Consider the following 18,122-nt stretch of genomic DNA (forward strand, 5'->3'; position numbering starts at 1 on the left):
GTCTGCTCATTTTCCAACTCAGTTGACCCCACTATGGATATAATTTACACTATTTTTCATTATAGGAGCAACATTGATGAAATTTAAAACCATTTTTTTCCTCTTTAACGGAATAATCCTATTTTCCTTTCTTTTCATTGCACTTATGCCACTTTTTGTTCTCGGTGGTGAATATACACGTATCTTCTGGGAGGAAAACTGGTTCCTTGCTCTTATTTTTATAGTCTTTATATCGGTTCTTGACGGCTATTTCATTATCAACTGGAAGATGTTTTCTCTTCTGGAGAGGGAAGACTGGCCCGGTTTGACGGCCTATCTGGAAAATGAAGTCTATGAAAAGAATAAATTAAACTCCCGAAATATAAAAATGATGGTGAATACATCACTTACAATTTCCAATCTGGATAAGATAAGCCGTCTGGAAAAAGAGGTTAGTGAAAAGAAACCCGCTATGCTGTCTCAGCACGGTATACTTCTGGGTATCCCTTTTCTTCTGAACCAGAACAGAGATGAGGGGAAGGCCTTCTATGAGCGCTGCATAGATGGAGGATCAAAGAAGGATCTCCCCTGGCTGCAGTGGTGTTCTGCCTTTCTTCTCCTTTCCGGTCAGGAACTTGATGAGGCCCGACCCTTACTTACTGATCTCTCTGCCTCAGCGGGAGAACCAATACTGAAACTCCTGTCTATCTATCTCTTGTCAACCATAACTCCCGAAGAGGATGAAGTTCTGAAATCTTCCAGATCATCCTTTCTTGAGACATATCCTGACAGAAAGAGTCTGGAGAAACATGTTGCCCGCAGTAAAGCCAATAATGTTGTGGTTCTTCTGCTATCAAGCATTCTGGATGACAGTCAGAACTGGATCTATGCATAAAGATTTTCGATTAAAGGATTGAATGAATGTCTGTAAAAAAATCTCATAAACTGGATGATGTCTGCTACGACATCCGCGGTCCTGTATTGAAAGAAGCCGTACGCCTGGAAGAGGAGGGGTATAAAATCCTGAAACTCAATACAGGTAACCCTGCAGCTTTCGGTTTTGATGCACCCGATGAAATTCGCCATGATATTATTCTGAACCTGCTGAAAGCTCAGGGCTATTCAGACTCCAAGGGGGTTTTCTCTGCCAGGAAGGCGGTTATGCATGAGTGTCAGAGACTGGGGATAGAGGGTGTTGATACAGAACTGATCTATCTTGGAAACGGTGTGAGCGAACTTATTGCCATCGCCATGCAGGGGCTTCTGAATAACGGAGACGAGATTCTGATTCCCATGCCCGATTATCCTCTCTGGACTGCCTCTTCGGTTCTTGCCGGAGGAAAAGCGGTACACTACCGATGTGATGAGGAATCAGACTGGTACCCCGATCTTGATGATATAAGAAGCAAGGTTTCTAAAAAAACCAAGGGTATTGTTGTTATCAATCCTAACAATCCTACGGGAGCCGTCTATCCCAGAGAGATACTTGAAGGCATTGTCGAGATCGCCAGGGAAAATAAACTGGTTATTTACTCAGATGAGATCTATGACAAAATACTTTATGATGATGCCTCTCATATTCCAATGGCCACACTGGCCGATGATGTCCTGATGGTAACCTTTAACGGTTTAAGCAAGTCTTACAGAGCCGCCGGATTCCGTGCGGGCTGGATGATACTCAGTGGAGATACTAAGGGAGCCTCTGATTATATAGAGGGGCTGAATATTCTCTCCAATATGAGACTCTGCAGCAATGTACCGGCCCAGCTGGGAATCCAGACTGCATTGGGTGGATATCAGAGTATCAACGATCTGGTAGCACCGGGTGGAAGACTTCGCTCTCAGCGTGATGTCTTTTATGAAAAGCTGATTTCCATTCCCGGAGTCAGCTGTGTAAAACCCAGGGGTGCTCTTTATATGTTTCCTAAAGTGGATATAAAGAAGTTCAATATCAAAGATGATGAGAAGCTTATCTATGACATTCTGACAGAGACAAGAACTCTTCTTGTACAGGGAACCGGATTCAACTGGGACAGGCCCGACCACTTCAGAATGGTATTCCTTCCTGATCTTGAGGTTCTATCTCTTGTAGGGAATAGGCTTGAAACATTTTTTGCCGGGTACAAACAGTCTTAATTTGTTCTTTTTGATCTTGTAAGTAAGAGTGCTCTTCATTATACTTTTTCTCGATTCCAAAAGTAATTACAAAAAGTATAGAGAATAATTATCAGGAGATAAAAAATAATGCAGAAATCTAGTTTAATCCTTATGTTTATGATTATGGTAAGTGGTCTGGCCTTTGCTCAGAGAGCGCCTGAAGCAGTAGACATCCCCACAGCCCAGGCTGAAATTGATTCACTCAACGCTTCAAATCAGAAAATGTCAGATGAGAATGAAGGGTATGAGCAGAATAACAGCACACTTCGGAATGAAGTTGAAGCCATGGAAGCCCTTAAACGAGATATTTCTGTCACACAGGGTAAGATCAGCAGCCAGGCTGGAGAACTTTATTCCGTAATGCAGACAGTCAATGATGCCGAAATGAAATCCAGACTGAATGCACAGATCTCTACAAACAGAGCTCAGAGATATGCCTTGGAACAGAAAAACTCCGAGCTGAACGGTCAGATTGAAGATCATACTTTTTCTATTGAAAAGAATATCCGCTGGATTAATAGAAACATTATTCAGACAAAGAAGAACAATGCAAGAATTGCTCATCTGAATGCCAGTATCGCGTTCACTCAGGACGAAGGTCAGGGGATGGATGATGCTATTGAAAAATCACAGACAATACAGAATGAAGTTGATTCTCTGTTGAACCAGAATCCTGCACCAAGTGCGGGTGAATAATAAAAAATATTCCCGTAGTTTATAGTAAGGCCTGCCGTCCCTGAGGGGATTGGACGGGCCTTTTTTTGTCTATATCGATCTGATGAAAGGCTCTGGTCATTGATGTAGAATCCCTATATAATTCTTTCAACTCTAAGGCTAAGGAAAATATACATGTCAGTGCGTGTTCGCTATGCACCGTCTCCCACCGGCTTACAGCATATCGGTGGTGTCAGAACGGCCCTATTCAATTACTTTTACGCCAAAGCCAACGGCGGCTCATTTATACTCCGTATTGAAGATACAGACAGGGAGCGTTACAGCGACGAATCTCTTCAGGATCTCTACGATACTTTGAACTGGCTGGATATCCCCTGGGATGAAGGTCCCGGGAAAGGTGATTTCGGTCCCTATCAGCAATCCCAGCGATTTGATCTCTATCAGGAATATGCTCAGAAACTTATTGATGATGGAAAGGCTTATTACTGCTTCTGCAGTACTGAACGTCTTGATCAGGTCAGGGAAGAGCAGAAAAAAAATAAATCCAAAAGTCAGGGTTACGACAGACACTGTCGTGACATTGATCCCGCGGAAGCTCTGAAACGAAAGGACGCAGGTGAATCCTGTGTAATCCGTCTCAAAGTTCCTCTGGAAGGGAAAACTACATTTCATGATGAAGTGATGGGTGATATCTCCAGAAAGAATGCCGATGTCAGTCCAGATCCGATTATTGTAAAAACCGATGGTTTTCCCACATATCATCTGGCTAATGTGATTGACGATCATATGATGGAGATTACCCATATAATGAGAGCCCAGGAGTGGATTCCTTCAGGCCCTCTCCATGTGGTTCTCTATGAGGCCTTTGGATGGACTCCTCCAAAATACTGTCACCTTCCCCTGGTAATGGGTAAGGACGGTTCCAAGCTCTCCAAGAGACACGGTTCCACATCTTTGGTGGACTTCAGGAATTCAGGATATCTCCCCGAAGCTATTATCAATTATATCTCCCTTCTTGGATGGTCTTTTGATGATTCAAGGGAGTTCTTTACCAGGGAAGATCTTGAAAAACTCTTCTCCATGGAAAAGATCAATAAGGCTCCCGCAGTTTTTGATTACAAAAAACTGGAGTGGTTTAACGGTCAGTACATCCGTAAGAGAAGCAAAGAGTCACTGTTGGAACTTCTGATTCCCATTCTGCAGAAAGACGGCGTCGTTTCAGACCCTATGACTGCTGATGAAACCGCAATTCTGGACGGAGCATTTCCTCTGGTTCAGGAGCGTCTGAAGTTTACAACGGATGTCTCAGAAACCATCAGTTTCCTCTATAAGGACATCGAAAGCTATAATAGTGAAGATGCTCTTCCCAAGAAAGTGGAACTGTCACAGATTCCTGCCATACTTGATGCAGCAGCAGAAGTTCTTGCAGATTTCAGCAGCCGTACTCAGGAGGAAAATGAACAGGCCTTCTACGACAAGTCTCAGGAGATGGGACTGAAAATGGGGCAGGTAATGCAGCCTGTCCGTGTAGCCGTTACGGGTACAAAAATATCTCCCCCTTTGTTTGAGTCCATCGGACTTCTAGGTGTGGAGAAAGCAATACAGCGAATAGAGGCTCTTAAAGAGCAGATTGTTAAGGAGTTAGGATAGATCATGGCCAAAGAAAAGAAAGCAAATCAGATCAGCAACAAATTCGGTGCGTCCATGGAGAAAATTGTCTCCCTCGCCAAGAGGAGAGGTTTTGTTTATCCCTCCAGTGAAATATATGGTGGACTCTCTGCAACCTGGGATTACGGTCCCCTTGGTGTTGAGCTGAAAAAAAACATACAGGAAATCTGGTGGCGGGAAATGACTCGACTTCAGGATAATATTGTAGGACTGGATGCAGCCATCATGATGCACCCCCGTACCTGGGAAGCCTCAGGTCACGTTGAAAACTTCTCTGATCCTCTTGTTGACTGTAAACAGTGTAAGACAAGGTTCCGGGAAGATAAACTGACTCCCGAAGTAATCGCAAGCAAGAAATGTCCCGAATGCGGTGGAGAACTGACTGAACCCAGACAGTTCAACCTGATGTTCAGCACACATCTGGGACCCGTTGCCGACTCCGGCTCTATTGTTTACCTCAGACCGGAAACAGCCCAGGGTATTTTTGTAAACTTTAGAAACGTTGTGGATACAAGCCGGGTTACCGTTCCCTTCGGAATAGCTCAGGTGGGAAAAGCCTTCAGAAACGAAATTACCACTAAAAACTTTATCTTCAGAACCTGCGAGTTCGAACAGATGGAAATGCAGTTCTTTGTAAAACCAGGTACAGACGATGAATGGTTCGAGTACTGGAAAGAACAGAGAATGAAATACTATACCGAGCAGCTGGGAGTTCTTCCCGAGAATCTCCATTTTCATCAACACGGTCCCGATGAGCTGGCTCACTATGCCAAGGATGCCTATGATGTAGAGTATCAGTATCCCTTTGGATGGGAAGAGCAGGAAGGTGTTCATAACAGAACCGATTTCGACCTGGGACGTCATGCTGAATTCAGTGGTAAAAAGATCAATTATCTTGATCCCCATACCAACGAACGCTATGTACCTTATGTAATTGAAACCTCAGCCGGACTGACCAGATCAGTACTGGTTTGTCTCATGGATGCCTATCATGAACAGACGATCGGAACAGACAAGAATGGTAACCCCGATGTCAGAACCGTTCTTCACCTGCATCCCAATGTGGCGCCTGTAAAGGCTGCCGTACTTCCTCTTGTAAAAAAGGACGGCCTCGCCGATCTTGCCAAGGAAATCCAGAAAGAACTGTCTGAAGACTTTAATGCTTTCTATGATCAATCCGGTGCGATCGGCCGTCGTTATCGCCGTCAGGATGAAATTGGTACTCCTTTCTGTATCACAGTTGACTACGACAGCAAGGAAAACAATGACGTGACAATCCGTTTCCGTGACTCCATGGAGCAGATCCGCGTCCCGAGAGAAGGTCTGGCTGCCAGACTTAAAGAAGAAATTAAGAAATACAAAAGGGTATAGTAACCCCGGGGGCCCCGGGCCCCTGAATTACGGAGACAATATGAATCAGGCACTTGCCACTCTGAAAGAGAGAGGCTTTTTTAAACAATGTACAGATGAAGAAATGCTGAATAAAAAAATGGATGACGGCCCTATACGGATCTACGTCGGTGTAGACCCTACAGGTCCCTCCATGCATATCGGCCATATGGTTCCTCTGTTTGCAATGCACCACCTGCAGGAAGCAGGACACCTTCCCATCATTCTGGTGGGTGGCGGTACAGCCCGTATCGGTGACCCTTCGGGTAAAAGTGATATGCGCATGATGCAGACAGTTGAGGACATTCAGGGCAATGCTGAAAAGCTTAAGGCTCAGATTTCCCGTTTTATCAGCTTTGAAGAGGGTGGAGCCAAACTGGTTGATAATGCCGACTGGCTTGCACCATTGAACTACATCGAGTTTTTAAGAGATATCGGAAAGCACTTTTCTGTTAACAGAATGCTGACCTTTGAAGCCTATAAAATGAGACTTGAGAAGGGACTCTCTTTTATCGAGTTCAACTACCAGCTCCTCCAGTCTTATGACTTCCTGGAACTTTACCGCCGTGAGGACTGTGTCCTTCAGATTGGTGGTGATGATCAGTGGGGTAATATCGTAGCCGGGATGGAACTGATCCGCCGTGTCGAGAGTGGAGAATCCATGGGACTCACATTTCCCCTGGTTACCCGTTCTGATGGTAAGAAGATGGGGAAGACCGAGAAGGGCGCTATTTTTCTTGATCCCTCAATGACATCTGTATATGAATTTTTCCAGTACTGGAGAAATGTTGCGGATGCTGATGTTGAAAAGTTCCTGCTGATGTACACATTCCTCCCTGTGGAAGAGTGTAAACGTCTGGGAGCACTCAAGGATCAGGATATCAATGCTGCCAAGGAGATCCTTGCCTACGAACAGACAAAGATCATCCACGGTCAGGACGAGGCCGACAAGGCGAGAGAAGCTGCAAAGGCGGCCTTCAGTGCCGGCGGCGCTTCCCAGGATAAGTCGGGAATGCCCACATCCGATCTTTCAGCAGCGGAGCTGGAAGAGGGGATCAATGTGATGGATCTCTTTGTAAAATCCGGACTCAGCAGCTCCAAGAGTGAAGCAAGACGTCTTGTAAGCCAGAACGGTGCAGCCGTAAACGGTGATAAAATCACGGATGTTGATGCTGTTATCGCTACTTCTTTCATTGTGGAAGAAGACGGTGAAAAGGAAATTATCCTGAAAGCCGGAAAGAAGCGTTTCTTCCGTTTTGTGATTAAATAATTCAATAATCAGTTTAAAAAACTGTTTTTCGGCCCGTCTGTTTCAGGACGGGCCTTTTTTTTCTCATGAAGTGTTGTATTCAGTCTCTCCATTGATCTCCTCAGGGGATGCCCCTCCTCAAGAATGTTCAGATATTGATCCACAAGTCTTCCAGCCTCTGTATCAAGACCATAACTGCTGTAGAGGGCTGCCAGTTCCAGGGGAATCTCAATCTGCCTCTCCATCAGTGTACAGGCGGCTGTCAGCAGTGCCAGAGCCTCTTCTGTATCATCAGATGCAATTCGACAGCGGGCTGTCAGATAGAGCAGCTCAGGGTCTTCTGATGAGTATTTCATTGCTCCGATCACCACGGCCTCGGCTTTTGCTGTCTCTCCCAGTCTCAGATAACAGCGGGCCAGTATTTTTGCACTGTCAATATTCACAGTGTTCTGCAGAACTTTTTCCAGGCAGTGCGCAGCTTCAGAATACTGCTCAGAGTAGAAGAGAGCTCTACCATAGAAGAGTGAAGATTCAGTGAACCGGGGATAGACTCTGTGGAGCTTCTCAAAACGGACCAGGGCTTCCTTGTTTTCACCCTTCATATAAAGCTGTACCGCACGGGTATAATCAGTATAGGCAGACCTGGGAATTGACGCATTGCAGGAGAGCAGGCTGCATAGGCAGAAGATGAGAGCAATTCCAGGGGACCATCGATGTGCCGGAGTGAGCATTGGATTCAGGAGTATTATTTTCATAATTATATTCACGATGAAAAAGGCCCTGCTGCATCAAGGGCTGGTAAAAATTAAAGCAGGATCTGAGATATTTTTTCTTTGTGGAAGAAAAGGCTCTGCTTCAATTCGGTATATAGGCTTCTGGAATTTTCGAGGATATCCTTCCGGCTGACGGCCTTACTGTTCATATGCTCTTCAAGGATCGGAGCAAGAATGAATCCTGCCATCTCCCGGCTCTCCCTGTTGAGTATGGCTGAATCAATGTCGTTAAGCCTGGTCAGCATAATCTGACTCTCGTCGGGATCTGCTGTATCCATCAGTTTTCCGCTTAGATTCGCTGCCTCCCCCGCCAGGATGATCAGTTCATCAAGTTCGGCCAGCAGTTCGGTATGAGCTGCTTTCAATTCCATTTCAGTGGTACCGCTCTGCACTCTATGCAGCTCGGCCAATCTGCTGTCAATATCTTCTCTGCATTCAGGGAGCTCAAGTAATGGGTTGATCTCCTGCCATTCCATACCCTCGATGACTATTCCTTCAGAAGAGAGCTGAACAGTCCTGATTTCAGGGTGCAGACGCATCTGCTCTTCAAACCAGTGAATATAAATCTTCATCCTCTGATCGCTGATTACAGTACCGCCCTTCCGGTTCTCCCCCTTAAAGGGATTACCTCCCAGCAGTGCCAGCCAGCTGGATGTTTCGATGCTGCATGTTCTGCTGCTCAGGCTGTGAAGTCTCTCTTCAAAAGTACTGCCTCTGTAATGGGTCTCACCCTCGGGGAACGAGAGATCAAGTCCGCTGCAGTAGATTACATCTGCACCGCACTGACGGATAAAATCCCAGGCGGCAGTGGCTACAGAGCCGCCTGATTTCAATTTCCCTTTGATCTCTGTTCTGGATTCAAAGAACTGTCCCAGAGGAAAGGGTGTTGAGCAGAAAAAAGTTTTGCCGGGGTTGATCCTGAGTGCCGCCGGGTAGGTGGATACATCAGAAATCAGTATACAGTCAGAAATTCTGCATCTGTCCAGATGCCGGGAGTTCCAGTACTGCGGATCTGTGAGTATAAGAAAATCCGGCTCCATATTTATGCGCAGACATGCCTTCAATGCTGTATCCACACAGACCAGCAGCATCCTCTTTTTCAGCTCTGGAAGAAGGGGGAGTATACGGCTCAGGGAGGGACCGGCGGCCAGCAGTAAAACAGGTTTTTCTGTAAAAGTGCCCTGCAGAGTCTCTACTCCCGGACAGCTTATGTTTAGAGGCAGATTTTTACAGATGTTACTTACCCAGAGCCGGCTGAATTTGTTAAGAGTGTGAACATTGATCTCTTTACGAGCCAGAAATTCTTTAATAACTTTTTCAACGCTTTCGAAGTATTCTTTATTGTTATTGACCGCAGGCCGCAGCATACATATCTGAATATCCTTTCCTGTTGCATTTTCCAGTAAAGCCGGCATTGCATCTGCCGGGGTTGAGAGGGCAAAGGAGAAGCTGGGGTTCATGAAAATATCTTTAAAATCCCGTATATCCAGACATGCATTGAATAGAGCGGCATCGGGTTCTATGACTGCAAAAGGAACTCCCGGATGTTTTCGTGTAAATTCTTCAAGATGATAGGCAAGTCCGAATCCGTAGAATAGGCAGTAGGGGCAATCCATTGGAATGCTGTTCTCAATAAGCCGCTCAGCTTCTTTTAGAGGAGCATGACGGGAGTGAAGCCAGTTTCCGCTGTAGCGCATTGTAATTTGTCCGTCACGGCTCTCGGATATTTCTGCATTGTCCACAGGATCGGCTGTATCCAGCTTAGTGCTGATTCCCGGAAAACGCCGTTCCAGAATATCTCTGTTCTCACTGTATAAACTCATCTGAATTCCAGGTACATGGTGGTCTGGTCGTCAATGCGCTCACCCGCAGGGGGGAATTGAAAGACTACCCAGCCCTCGCCTTTGATGGTGAGGGGCATAGTACTGCCTTCCAGAGCTGCCATGACTTCTCTTTTAGACAGTCCGGTAAAGTCGGGAAGTTCAGTCCCCACTTTAATGTCCTTTCCTGCAGGTAGTTTTATACGGCCGTCATGTTCAACAATGGTATTACCCTGAATGGGTATTCCGTAATAGGGGCTGAGTCTTTCTGCCAGTTCCTTGACTATGGGTGAGGCGATACGGCCGCCGTAGATACTCTCCCCTTTGGGTACCTGGAGCATGACATATACAATCAGTTTGGGATCTTCAGTCGGGAAGAGTGCCAGGACGGAGGACATGAAGTCACTATCTGAATAAGTTCCTGTTTCAGGATCAATTCTCTGTGCAGTACCCGATTTACCGGAAATCCGTAATCCGGGAACCTGGGCTCTTCTTACGGTTCCCACAGGAGAGGCTACGACCTGTTCCATCATCAGGAGCACTGACTCTGCAACTTCGGGTGAAAGAACTTCTCTGACAGCCTCTCTGTTGTATTCCTTGACGATTTCTCCCGAGGGAGCTACCACCTTACTGACGATTCTCGGTTTAAGCAGTTCTCCGCTGTTGGCAAAGACTGTGGCTGCAGAGATCATCTGAATGGCAGACACACCGATCTCCTGACCCATGGCAATAGTCGGTTTGGACCGGACCGACCATTTCTCGGGGCGGTTAAGTATTCCGTTTGATTCTCCCGGAAGGGGAATGCCTGTCTTTCCTCCGAAGCCGAAGTTTTTAAGCATATTGTAATAATCCTGCCGGGACACAGTATCAGAAGCCAGGGCAGTACCTACATTGCTTGAATGTATAAGAATTCCTGTTGTATCCAGGGTTCCATAGGCTCCAAGGTCGGTTATGGGAGGAATCTTGTATTTCTGAAACAGTTCAGGATTATATCCTCCACGGGTATCAAAGATATCATCAGGTCTGATCCCCCCCAGTTCCATAAAGCTGGCAATTGAAAAAATCTTCATTACCGAACCAGGTTCGTAGGTCAGAGTAACCGGAAGGTTGTTCCTCTGTGCTGCTGAGTACTGAGAAAAGGTATTGGGATTGAATGAGGGGAGGGATACAATGCTGAATAACTCTCCCGTATCCGCACCCATAACCATAATCATCAGTCCATCGGGCTTATGTTTTTCCATAGCCTTTCTGGCAATCTGCTCCGTAATATACTGGGTATTCAGATCAATGGTGAGAAAAACATCATTTCCATAGAGAATCTTATTTCCGTTGGTGCTTATTTCAGGAGGAGCGAGAATCTGATTAAAGGTATACTCTATTCCATCCAGCCCAATATTGTCAGTTCCCACATAACCGATAATATGGGCTGCAAGATCCTTCTCAGGATAATTTCGTCCCATTTCCGGTTCCAGACGGATACCGGGGAGTGAACCTGACTGTATCATCTCATTTACAATTTTACTTTCGGTAGGGGTTATCTGTCTTTTTATATACTGAAATCCCTGCCTGTCGGGATCTTTGAATTTCAGATTGAGTTCATCCCTGTCCATATCCAGAGCATCTGTCAGAAGAGAAGCCGTTTTCTCTTTATCTATTATTTCCGGCACCCAGGCCGTTACTGAATCCAGACGTGTCTGAATAGCCATGAGTTTACCGTTTCTGTCATAGATGGCTCCCCTCTGAAGATCGGGAAAGCTCGGTGTATCCAGAGGACTGGAAGAAGGTGTAAACAGCATGATGCGGGCATACTGAATAATCAGAATCCCCGTTACCGATATAAGGATAAAAAAGAATATCCGGAAACGCTTATTTGCTTTATTCAATTTCCGGCTCCTGAATTATGAATGACTTTGCCTCTTATTCTCTCAATGGATATAAAACCGTAATCTCTTGAATCCACAGAGTGAAAGGGGTTATCCCCCAGTACCATAACTGTATTTTCAGGGACAGTCTCTATTCCTGTTAATCTATCGCGCTGTCTTGCTGTCAGAAAATAACGCTCCTCCTCAATAATCAGCCATCCCTGGGAATTCACAATAACCGAATCTCCGGGAAGAAGCTTACATCTTTTTACGACCAACTGATGATCATAGGGATTGTTGAAAACAATAATATCATTTTGTGAGGGAATATGCTTGTTAAAAATTGGAAAACGATAGGCAATCTTATTTACAATGATGGTCTGTCCCGGTCTGAGTTCGGGCACCATGGATATCTCCTGAACCTGAAGGATATCAAAACAGGAGAATAATAATGCAGTGGCTGTCAGAACAGCTGCTGCTATTCCTCCGTAGTGAAGAAGTATTTTGTGATTCATATCTCAAGTTATATTAATATACCCCTCCTGTTTTGTCGATATATTCGAGTATAGAAATATGATTGTCACAGCCAAACGGCAGGAGATAGACGCTTCCCTGCTGAAAAAGAAAAAACAACTATCCTCAGTGAGCCTGTCCGAAACAGGACGGGTCCGCTCTGTCAATCCATTCCTGACAGTATATATGCTATCCCTCTGTTTGTTTTTTGTATTGCTGGGTACTGAGTTGCCATATAAGCAGTTTCTTCCGCCCAGGGGGTTGAGTAACCTGACAATGCCCGGGGAATTTGCTCTCCAGCAGGTGGAGATAAAAACCCTCCGTGCCGAGACTCCGGTATTAATTCCACAGCCTCAGGATTCTGATTTTCAAGTCAGATTGTGGGATGTCCCGCATCAGAGATACAGAATGAAAGAGGGAGAGAGACTCTCATCAGTCAGTCAGCGTTACGGCAGGAGCATCAGTACTCTTATCAGTTTTAACAGGCTTGAGAGCATCAGCGGAGTTCATAAGGATGATATTCTTCTTATTCCGTCTGTAGATGGAATAGTTTATAAAACAACCAGGAATGATAATCTGGAAAATCTGATTTTCAGGTACGGTCTGGAGAAGAGAGATCTTGTACTCTATAATCCCCATATTCAAATCAGGGATAAGAAACTGGAGATTTTTCCAGGGCAGGAGCTCTTTCTACCAGATGTAAGCCTTACGGATGATCAGTTGAGAGACCGGACAGGACAGCTGTATGTATTCCCTGTTCAGGGGCGGATTCTCACTACATACGGCAGTATACGGGACAATGTTACACAGATTGAATCCTTTCATAACGGTATTGATATCAAGGGTGATCTGGGTGATCCGGTGGTCGCCGCATTGGACGGAACAATTATTTCCGCCGGGTTTAATAATTCATATGGTAATTTCATTGTTGTTGATCATAGAAACGGATATAAAACCCTCTATGCTCATTTGAATTCAATTTCTGTCAGACGGAATGATAAAGTCTTGCAGGGAGAGATTATAGCTGAAGTTGGGAAGAGTGGTTTTGCGCCCAGTGCTCATCTCCATTTTTCGTTGTTTAAAGGTAAAAAAAGTGTTGATCCTTTGGACTTTCTGCACTAAGATAGACAAAATTGATATACAATTTGTCCACAGGTTATCCACTTTCGGAGGTTCTTTTTACATGAGGAAACTGGTGTTTTTTATCATTGCTCTGATGGCATTATTCAATTTGTTCAGGGCGTTTGCAACTTATAATACACAGGATATTCCGGTTGAAACCCTGGAAGATTTTGAGGAAATTCCTGAATCCTGAATCCACAATTCAAAAAGCTTTTACTCTGTTGATTAAAATAATCTTTTACTCTGCTGATCAAAATAATATAGATACTCCAAATTTTTAATAAATAATATCAGAGCTGATTCAATGGGATCGGACAAAAAAAAGGAAGCCGAACATACAGTTCTATGGCTTCCTTTTTTTTTATGACCCGGGGCTGGCAGGTATCAATTATATTTATGCCCCGTGACAGTTCTTGTATTTTTTACCACTGCCGCAGGGACACATATCGTTACGTCCAACCTTGGGAGCTGTTCTTCTTACCTGCATCTTCTGGGAGTTCGCCTCAGAGCGTTCTTCCATCTTACCTGAATTGAAGCTGTTCACGGCACTGTGAGATGCCTTGATATTTCCCTGATTACCATTATAGGCTCTCTCAGGAGCTTTACGGACGATGACTCTGAAGATCTTTCTAGCCAGGGCAATACGCATATCATCCATCAGGCTGTCAAACATCTCAAAACCTTCGTTCTTATACTCCACAAGTGGATTTTTCTGAGCATAGGAACGCAGATATACTGCTTCTCTCAGGGCTTCCAGTGCTTCCAGGTGTTCCTGCCAGCGGTTATCCAGATTCCGTAGATACTCATAGCGGATAAACTGATTGAACTCTTTCTCTCCAACAAGATTTTTCTTGTCGGCCAGATCGCTCAGAAGATAATTTTTCAGTTTTTTCTCTGCTTCTTCCATGGTCAGGGAGGGCCAGTCTGATGCATCATCAAGGCTGTAGTTGAAGTTTTCCTTCAGTCTTTCCATAAGACGGGCCAGTGCCTCGATCTCATTGGTTTTTTTGTCGTCCTTGTAATCTTCCAGAAGAATTCTGACAATCTCTTCCCCTGTATCCATGATCTTAAGAGTGAGATCTTCCTGAGAGAGAATATCATCCCTCTGTGAATAGATGGATGTTCTCTGTTTGCTCAGTACGTCATCGTAGTCCAGAAGATGTTTTCTTATCTCATAGTTTCTGTCTTCAACCCTTTTCTGGGCTCTTTCAAGAGAATTATTAAGAAGCTTATGGTGGAGAGGTTCATCACCTTCCATACCGAGACGGCTCATTGTTTTTTTGAAGTTCTCACCACCGAAAAGACGCATCAGGTCGTCATCAAGTGAAATATAGAACTGTGAATAACCGGGGTCACCCTGACGACCGGAACGTCCACGGAGCTGATTATCAATACGTCTGGATTCATGCCGTTCAGAGCCTATTACATAAAGACCACCCAGCCTGCGGACCTCTTCATTCTGATCACGCCATCTAGCGTATTCGATAGCCATGTGTCTATCAATCTCTTCTGCTGTAGCATCCGTACCGGCGGCTCTTCTGGCTCTGTAGTCGGGATTTCCTCCCAGTTTGATGTCAGTACCACGCCCTGCCATATTGGTAGCAATGGTGACTGAACCCTTGGCTCCGGCTTCGGCGATGATAAGAGCTTCTCTGTGGTGATTCTTCGCATTAAGAATCTCAAACTTGACACCTTTCTTTCTCAGATAGTCTGCAAGTTTTTCTGATTTATTAACGGACACAGTACCTACAAGAATAGGCTGGCCTGTTTTAGTGATCTTTGATATATCATCACAGATAGCATTAAATTTATAATCTTCATTAAGATAGATAACATCATCTTCATCCTGCCTGTTAACCGGGCGGTTGGTGGGGATGACTACTACTTCCAGTCCGTAAATTTTTCCAAACTCACGGGCCTCTGTATCTGCAGTACCGGTCATACCGGATATCTTGTCATACATTCTGAAGAAATTCTGGAAAGTAATACTGGCGAGAGTCCGGTTTTTCCGGGCAATCTTGATCCCTTCTTTGGCTTCAATTGCCTGATGCAGACCATCTGAGTATCGGCGTCCTGAAAGGATACGTCCTGTGAACTCATCTACAATCTGAACCTGTCCTTCCTGAAGGACATAGTCAACATCGTTATGAAAGAGCTTATAAGCCTTCAGGGCCTGGGTGAAATAATGTATATACTCAAAGTTTTCTTCATCAAAGAGTGAAGTTTGTATGATCTTTCTGCTGAGCAGCAGTTCTTCAATCCGATTCATACCTTCGTCGGTAAAGACTACTTTTTTACTCTTTTCATCCAGTTTAAAGTCACCCTTGGGCTGAACACCGGTTATGGGGTCTTCAATCGGATAATCTCCGGTAGCAGGATCTTTCTCGCATTCAGTAAGGAACTTTACAAGCTGATCCACAGTGGAAAACTTTGAAGTATCCTCCTGTACAGGACCGGAGATGATCAGAGGTGTTCTAGCCTCATCGATCAGGATGGAGTCAATTTCATCAATAATACAGAATGGATGATTTTGCTGGGATTTTTTATCCAGACTCCAGCGCATATTATCACGAAGGTAGTCAAACCCGAATTCATTGTTGGTACCGAAGGTTATCTCTTTCGCGTACTCAAGCTGTCTGGTTTCAGGGTCCATATCCGAAAGGATAACTCCCACAGAAACACCCAGATAGTCGTATACCGGCTTCATCCAGGCCGCATCACGTGATGCCAGGTAATCATTGACTGTAATTATATGTACACCCTTTCCGGCAAGGGCATTCAGATAAGCGGAAGCAACACTGGAGAGTGTTTTACCTTCACCGGTCTTCATTTCCATTATCTTTCCCTGGTGCAGGACAATGCCTCCAAGGAGCTGTACATCGTAGGGGCGTTCCCCCAGGGTTCTTCTCGCCGCTTCTCTTACAATTGCAAAAGCCTCAGGGAGAATATCATCAAGTGATTCTCCGGAGGACAGTCGCTCTTTGAATTCCACCGTTTTAGCCAGGAAGGCCTCAGGAGGTAGAGCTATTGCCCACTGTTCTTTTGCATTGATCTTGTGAAGTGTAGGAAGCAGTAGTTTTAGGTCTTTATCCTGTTTTGAACCCAGGACAAGAGATAATATCTTATTCGCCATGGATCAAATGTACGTGTTTTCGGGACAGTCGTCAAGATTGACATTATAAAGTGTCAATTGTAGGATGTCATGACGAAGGAGTACATCATTTGAACAGAAAAAACCTGTGGTTCTTACTGGCTCTTTTACCTTTATTTACATTCTCCTGCCGTTCCGAGAACAAAATTCTGGAACAGGAAGACCTTTTCATTCTGCCCATGGGTTATATGGCGGATGAACTCAACTATTTTATCAAGCCCAATTCACAACTTCCCGGTTCCAGCGACCTCTTTATATATGAGGGCCGTGTCTTTTTAAGCAGCAGCAATGCAGGTAAAATCATGGAGCTCAACTCCTATGGAGATCTCCTGGGGTTTTACTATAATCCAACAATTAATCCGGAGCCCGCTCAGTATATGAGTGACGATAGTGAAAACCCAGTGGTGGTCCGTAAATGGAATTTCAGGGGAATCGAACATCTTGCGGTCACTGAAGACTATATTCTTGTAGCCGACAGGGTTGAAGATAGTCAGAGTGAACTTGAGGGCCGTATTCTTCATAACAGAATCATCCTGAGATTTGACCGGAAGGGTGAATTTATCGATTATCTGGGGCGTGACGGTATTCAGAGCTCTCCCTTTGCATTTATTCAGGATCTGGAAGTGACTAGCAGCGGAGAAACCGTTGTCTTTACTAAACAGGGTAGTAATCAGCAGGTCTTCTGGTTTTCCAAAGAGGGTAACCTTCTTTATAAGGTTATTCTGGATCAGGAGCATCTTCCGGCAATGGAAGAAGAGAGCTGGCGCCCGGGAATCCCTGAAAGCATCAAACCCGATAGAAAAGAACATAAACTGTATATTAAAATGGATTATTTTCCTTTGATGGATTCAGTGGATCTTAAATCTGTCAGCCGTCTATATACCCTGGATCTTAAAGAAGAGTTATATACCAATTATTTTGAAATCGGCAGCCTTGATGTTGAGATCAACGGACAGACTCTGGATGGAGTGTATGAATATCTCGGTCCTACCAAAACAGGTCTGCAGCTCTTTCTGGGTTCAGATTTCAGCGGCCGATACCATCTGAGTATCATGAACTCAGAGGGAGCCGTTAAATCAAACAGAATTATGTATATTCAGGACAGTGAGATTCTTTTCAGACGTTTTTTTCTTTCAGAAGATGGTTTGCTTGCAGGAATCTTCTATGAAGAGAAAGGTGCCAGAGTCTCCTGGTGGCGGACAGACAAACTGGCCGATAAGTATGCCGAATAGAATCAATAAGGGTCCTGAAATTTATGATCCTGATGCTCTCAGGGTTGAATACACGCGGAGTGAACGGGAAAATATGACCCGTTTTGTAAGTGGAAGGAACAATCAGGGGACAAGAAAATTTTCTCTGAGAATCCTGCTGCTGGATATTCTTCTTCTCTGTATTATCGGGGGTGTTATTTATCCCTTTATTGTAGGCAGTAATAAAACCGGTAAACTGGACGGAATCAGCTGTGATCTTTCACTGCGTTCCGATGATGAGACACTCTATATCTCTTTAACAATGGAGAACCCTGCTGATGGTACAGTTCCAGAAGCAGTGGAAGTTGAATTTTTTATAAACGGACAGTCCGTGGAAAAAATATCTGATTTAACACCAAATCCGGGTGAATACCGTACTATCCGCTTCAAAATGAAGCGGGACGGGGAGAAAATCGGAGTAAATGTAATCATGAATAAGGGTGAAGAGAGTCTGAAACTGAATGCTGCAGCTGCGGCAATATAATTTCATCATAAATAAGTTGACGTCCTTTGA

At 44.7% G+C, this 18,122-nt stretch carries 15 protein-coding genes; 10 read left to right on the forward strand and 5 right to left on the reverse strand.

All coding sequences use genetic code 11. From position 1 onward, the window contains the following. Window positions 1-76 precede the first annotated feature (76 nt). The 6 genes from DV872_RS02785 to tyrS all read left to right on the forward strand — a co-directional run bounded on the left by DV872_RS02785 (window position 77) and on the right by tyrS (window position 7,138). Window positions 77-874 carry a hypothetical protein gene (locus DV872_RS02785; RefSeq protein ID WP_114628323.1) on the forward strand — a complete coding sequence of 266 codons (798 nt, stop codon included), beginning with the start codon at window positions 77-79 and terminating at the stop codon, window positions 872-874. 26 nt (window positions 875-900) lie between these two features. Further along, window positions 901-2,115: a pyridoxal phosphate-dependent aminotransferase gene (locus DV872_RS02790; RefSeq protein ID WP_114628324.1), complete on the forward strand. Its 1,215-nt coding sequence runs from the start codon at window positions 901-903 to the stop codon at window positions 2,113-2,115. A gap of 108 nt (window positions 2,116-2,223) precedes the next feature. After that, window positions 2,224-2,832 carry a hypothetical protein gene (locus DV872_RS02795; RefSeq protein ID WP_114628325.1) on the forward strand — a complete coding sequence of 203 codons (609 nt, stop codon included), beginning with the start codon at window positions 2,224-2,226 and terminating at the stop codon, window positions 2,830-2,832. Window positions 2,833-2,985: 153 nt separating this feature from the next. After that, complete coding sequence (gene gltX / locus DV872_RS02800) at window positions 2,986-4,461, forward strand: glutamate--tRNA ligase (protein WP_114628326.1); 1,476 nt, start codon at window positions 2,986-2,988, stop codon at window positions 4,459-4,461. Window positions 4,462-4,464: 3 nt separating this feature from the next. Beyond that, window positions 4,465-5,850 (forward strand): glycine--tRNA ligase, encoded by a 1,386-nt coding sequence (locus DV872_RS02805; RefSeq protein WP_114628327.1) that lies wholly within the window; start codon window positions 4,465-4,467, stop codon window positions 5,848-5,850. Window positions 5,851-5,890: 40 nt separating this feature from the next. Continuing rightward, window positions 5,891-7,138, forward strand: a complete 1,248-nt coding sequence (gene tyrS, locus DV872_RS02810; RefSeq protein ID WP_114628328.1) for a tyrosine--tRNA ligase — start codon at window positions 5,891-5,893, stop codon at window positions 7,136-7,138. Window positions 7,139-7,146: 8 nt separating this feature from the next. Here tyrS and DV872_RS02815 read toward each other — a convergent pair whose 3' ends face one another. Genes DV872_RS02815 through lepB form a run of 4 tightly spaced genes read right to left on the reverse strand, consistent with a single transcriptional unit; the run spans window position 7,147 to window position 12,087 of the window. After that, window positions 7,147-7,872, reverse strand: coding sequence for a lipopolysaccharide assembly protein LapB (locus tag DV872_RS02815; protein WP_114628329.1), 726 nt, complete (start codon window positions 7,870-7,872; stop codon window positions 7,147-7,149). A 50-nt stretch (window positions 7,873-7,922) separates the two neighbouring features. Beyond that, the gene (locus DV872_RS02820; RefSeq protein WP_114628330.1) at window positions 7,923-9,713 is read right to left on the reverse strand and encodes a motility associated factor glycosyltransferase family protein; all 1,791 of its coding nucleotides are present in this window, start codon (window positions 9,711-9,713) and stop codon (window positions 7,923-7,925) included. Next, on the reverse strand, window positions 9,710-11,593 hold the full coding sequence (locus DV872_RS02825) for a penicillin-binding protein (protein ID WP_114628331.1): 1,884 nt from the start codon (window positions 11,591-11,593) through the stop codon (window positions 9,710-9,712). Before DV872_RS02825 ends, DV872_RS02820 begins: the two co-directional genes overlap by 4 nt. Further along, window positions 11,590-12,087 carry a signal peptidase I gene (gene lepB, locus DV872_RS02830; RefSeq protein WP_114628332.1) on the reverse strand — a complete coding sequence of 166 codons (498 nt, stop codon included), beginning with the start codon at window positions 12,085-12,087 and terminating at the stop codon, window positions 11,590-11,592. Before lepB ends, DV872_RS02825 begins: the two co-directional genes overlap by 4 nt. Before the next feature lie 58 nt (window positions 12,088-12,145). On the opposite strand from lepB, the gene DV872_RS02835 reads away from it, so the two are divergent. Together DV872_RS02835 and DV872_RS27095 are read left to right on the forward strand one after the other, a co-directional pair. After that, entirely contained in the window at window positions 12,146-13,207 is a 1,062-nt protein-coding gene (locus tag DV872_RS02835) for a peptidoglycan DD-metalloendopeptidase family protein (RefSeq protein WP_114628333.1), read from the forward strand. 61 nt (window positions 13,208-13,268) lie between these two features. Continuing rightward, window positions 13,269-13,400 carry a hypothetical protein gene (locus DV872_RS27095; RefSeq protein ID WP_255525772.1) on the forward strand — a complete coding sequence of 44 codons (132 nt, stop codon included), beginning with the start codon at window positions 13,269-13,271 and terminating at the stop codon, window positions 13,398-13,400. 201 nt (window positions 13,401-13,601) lie between these two features. On the opposite strand, the gene secA is transcribed toward DV872_RS27095, so the two are convergent. Beyond that, on the reverse strand, window positions 13,602-16,340 hold the full coding sequence (gene secA / locus DV872_RS02840) for a preprotein translocase subunit SecA (RefSeq protein ID WP_114628334.1): 2,739 nt from the start codon (window positions 16,338-16,340) through the stop codon (window positions 13,602-13,604). A gap of 89 nt (window positions 16,341-16,429) precedes the next feature. On the opposite strand from secA, the gene DV872_RS02845 reads away from it, so the two are divergent. Then, window positions 16,430-17,590, forward strand: coding sequence for a hypothetical protein (locus DV872_RS02845; RefSeq protein ID WP_114628335.1), 1,161 nt, complete (start codon window positions 16,430-16,432; stop codon window positions 17,588-17,590). Next, window positions 17,523-18,092 (forward strand): hypothetical protein, encoded by a 570-nt coding sequence (locus tag DV872_RS02850; protein WP_147283089.1) that lies wholly within the window; start codon window positions 17,523-17,525, stop codon window positions 18,090-18,092. The genes DV872_RS02845 and DV872_RS02850 overlap by 68 nt, the downstream gene beginning before the upstream one ends. The last annotated feature ends 30 nt before the right edge of the window (window positions 18,093-18,122 follow it).

The organism is Oceanispirochaeta sp. M1 (assembly GCF_003346715.1).
In the GTDB taxonomy this organism is placed as follows: Bacteria; Spirochaetota; Spirochaetia; order DSM-2461; family DSM-2461; genus Oceanispirochaeta.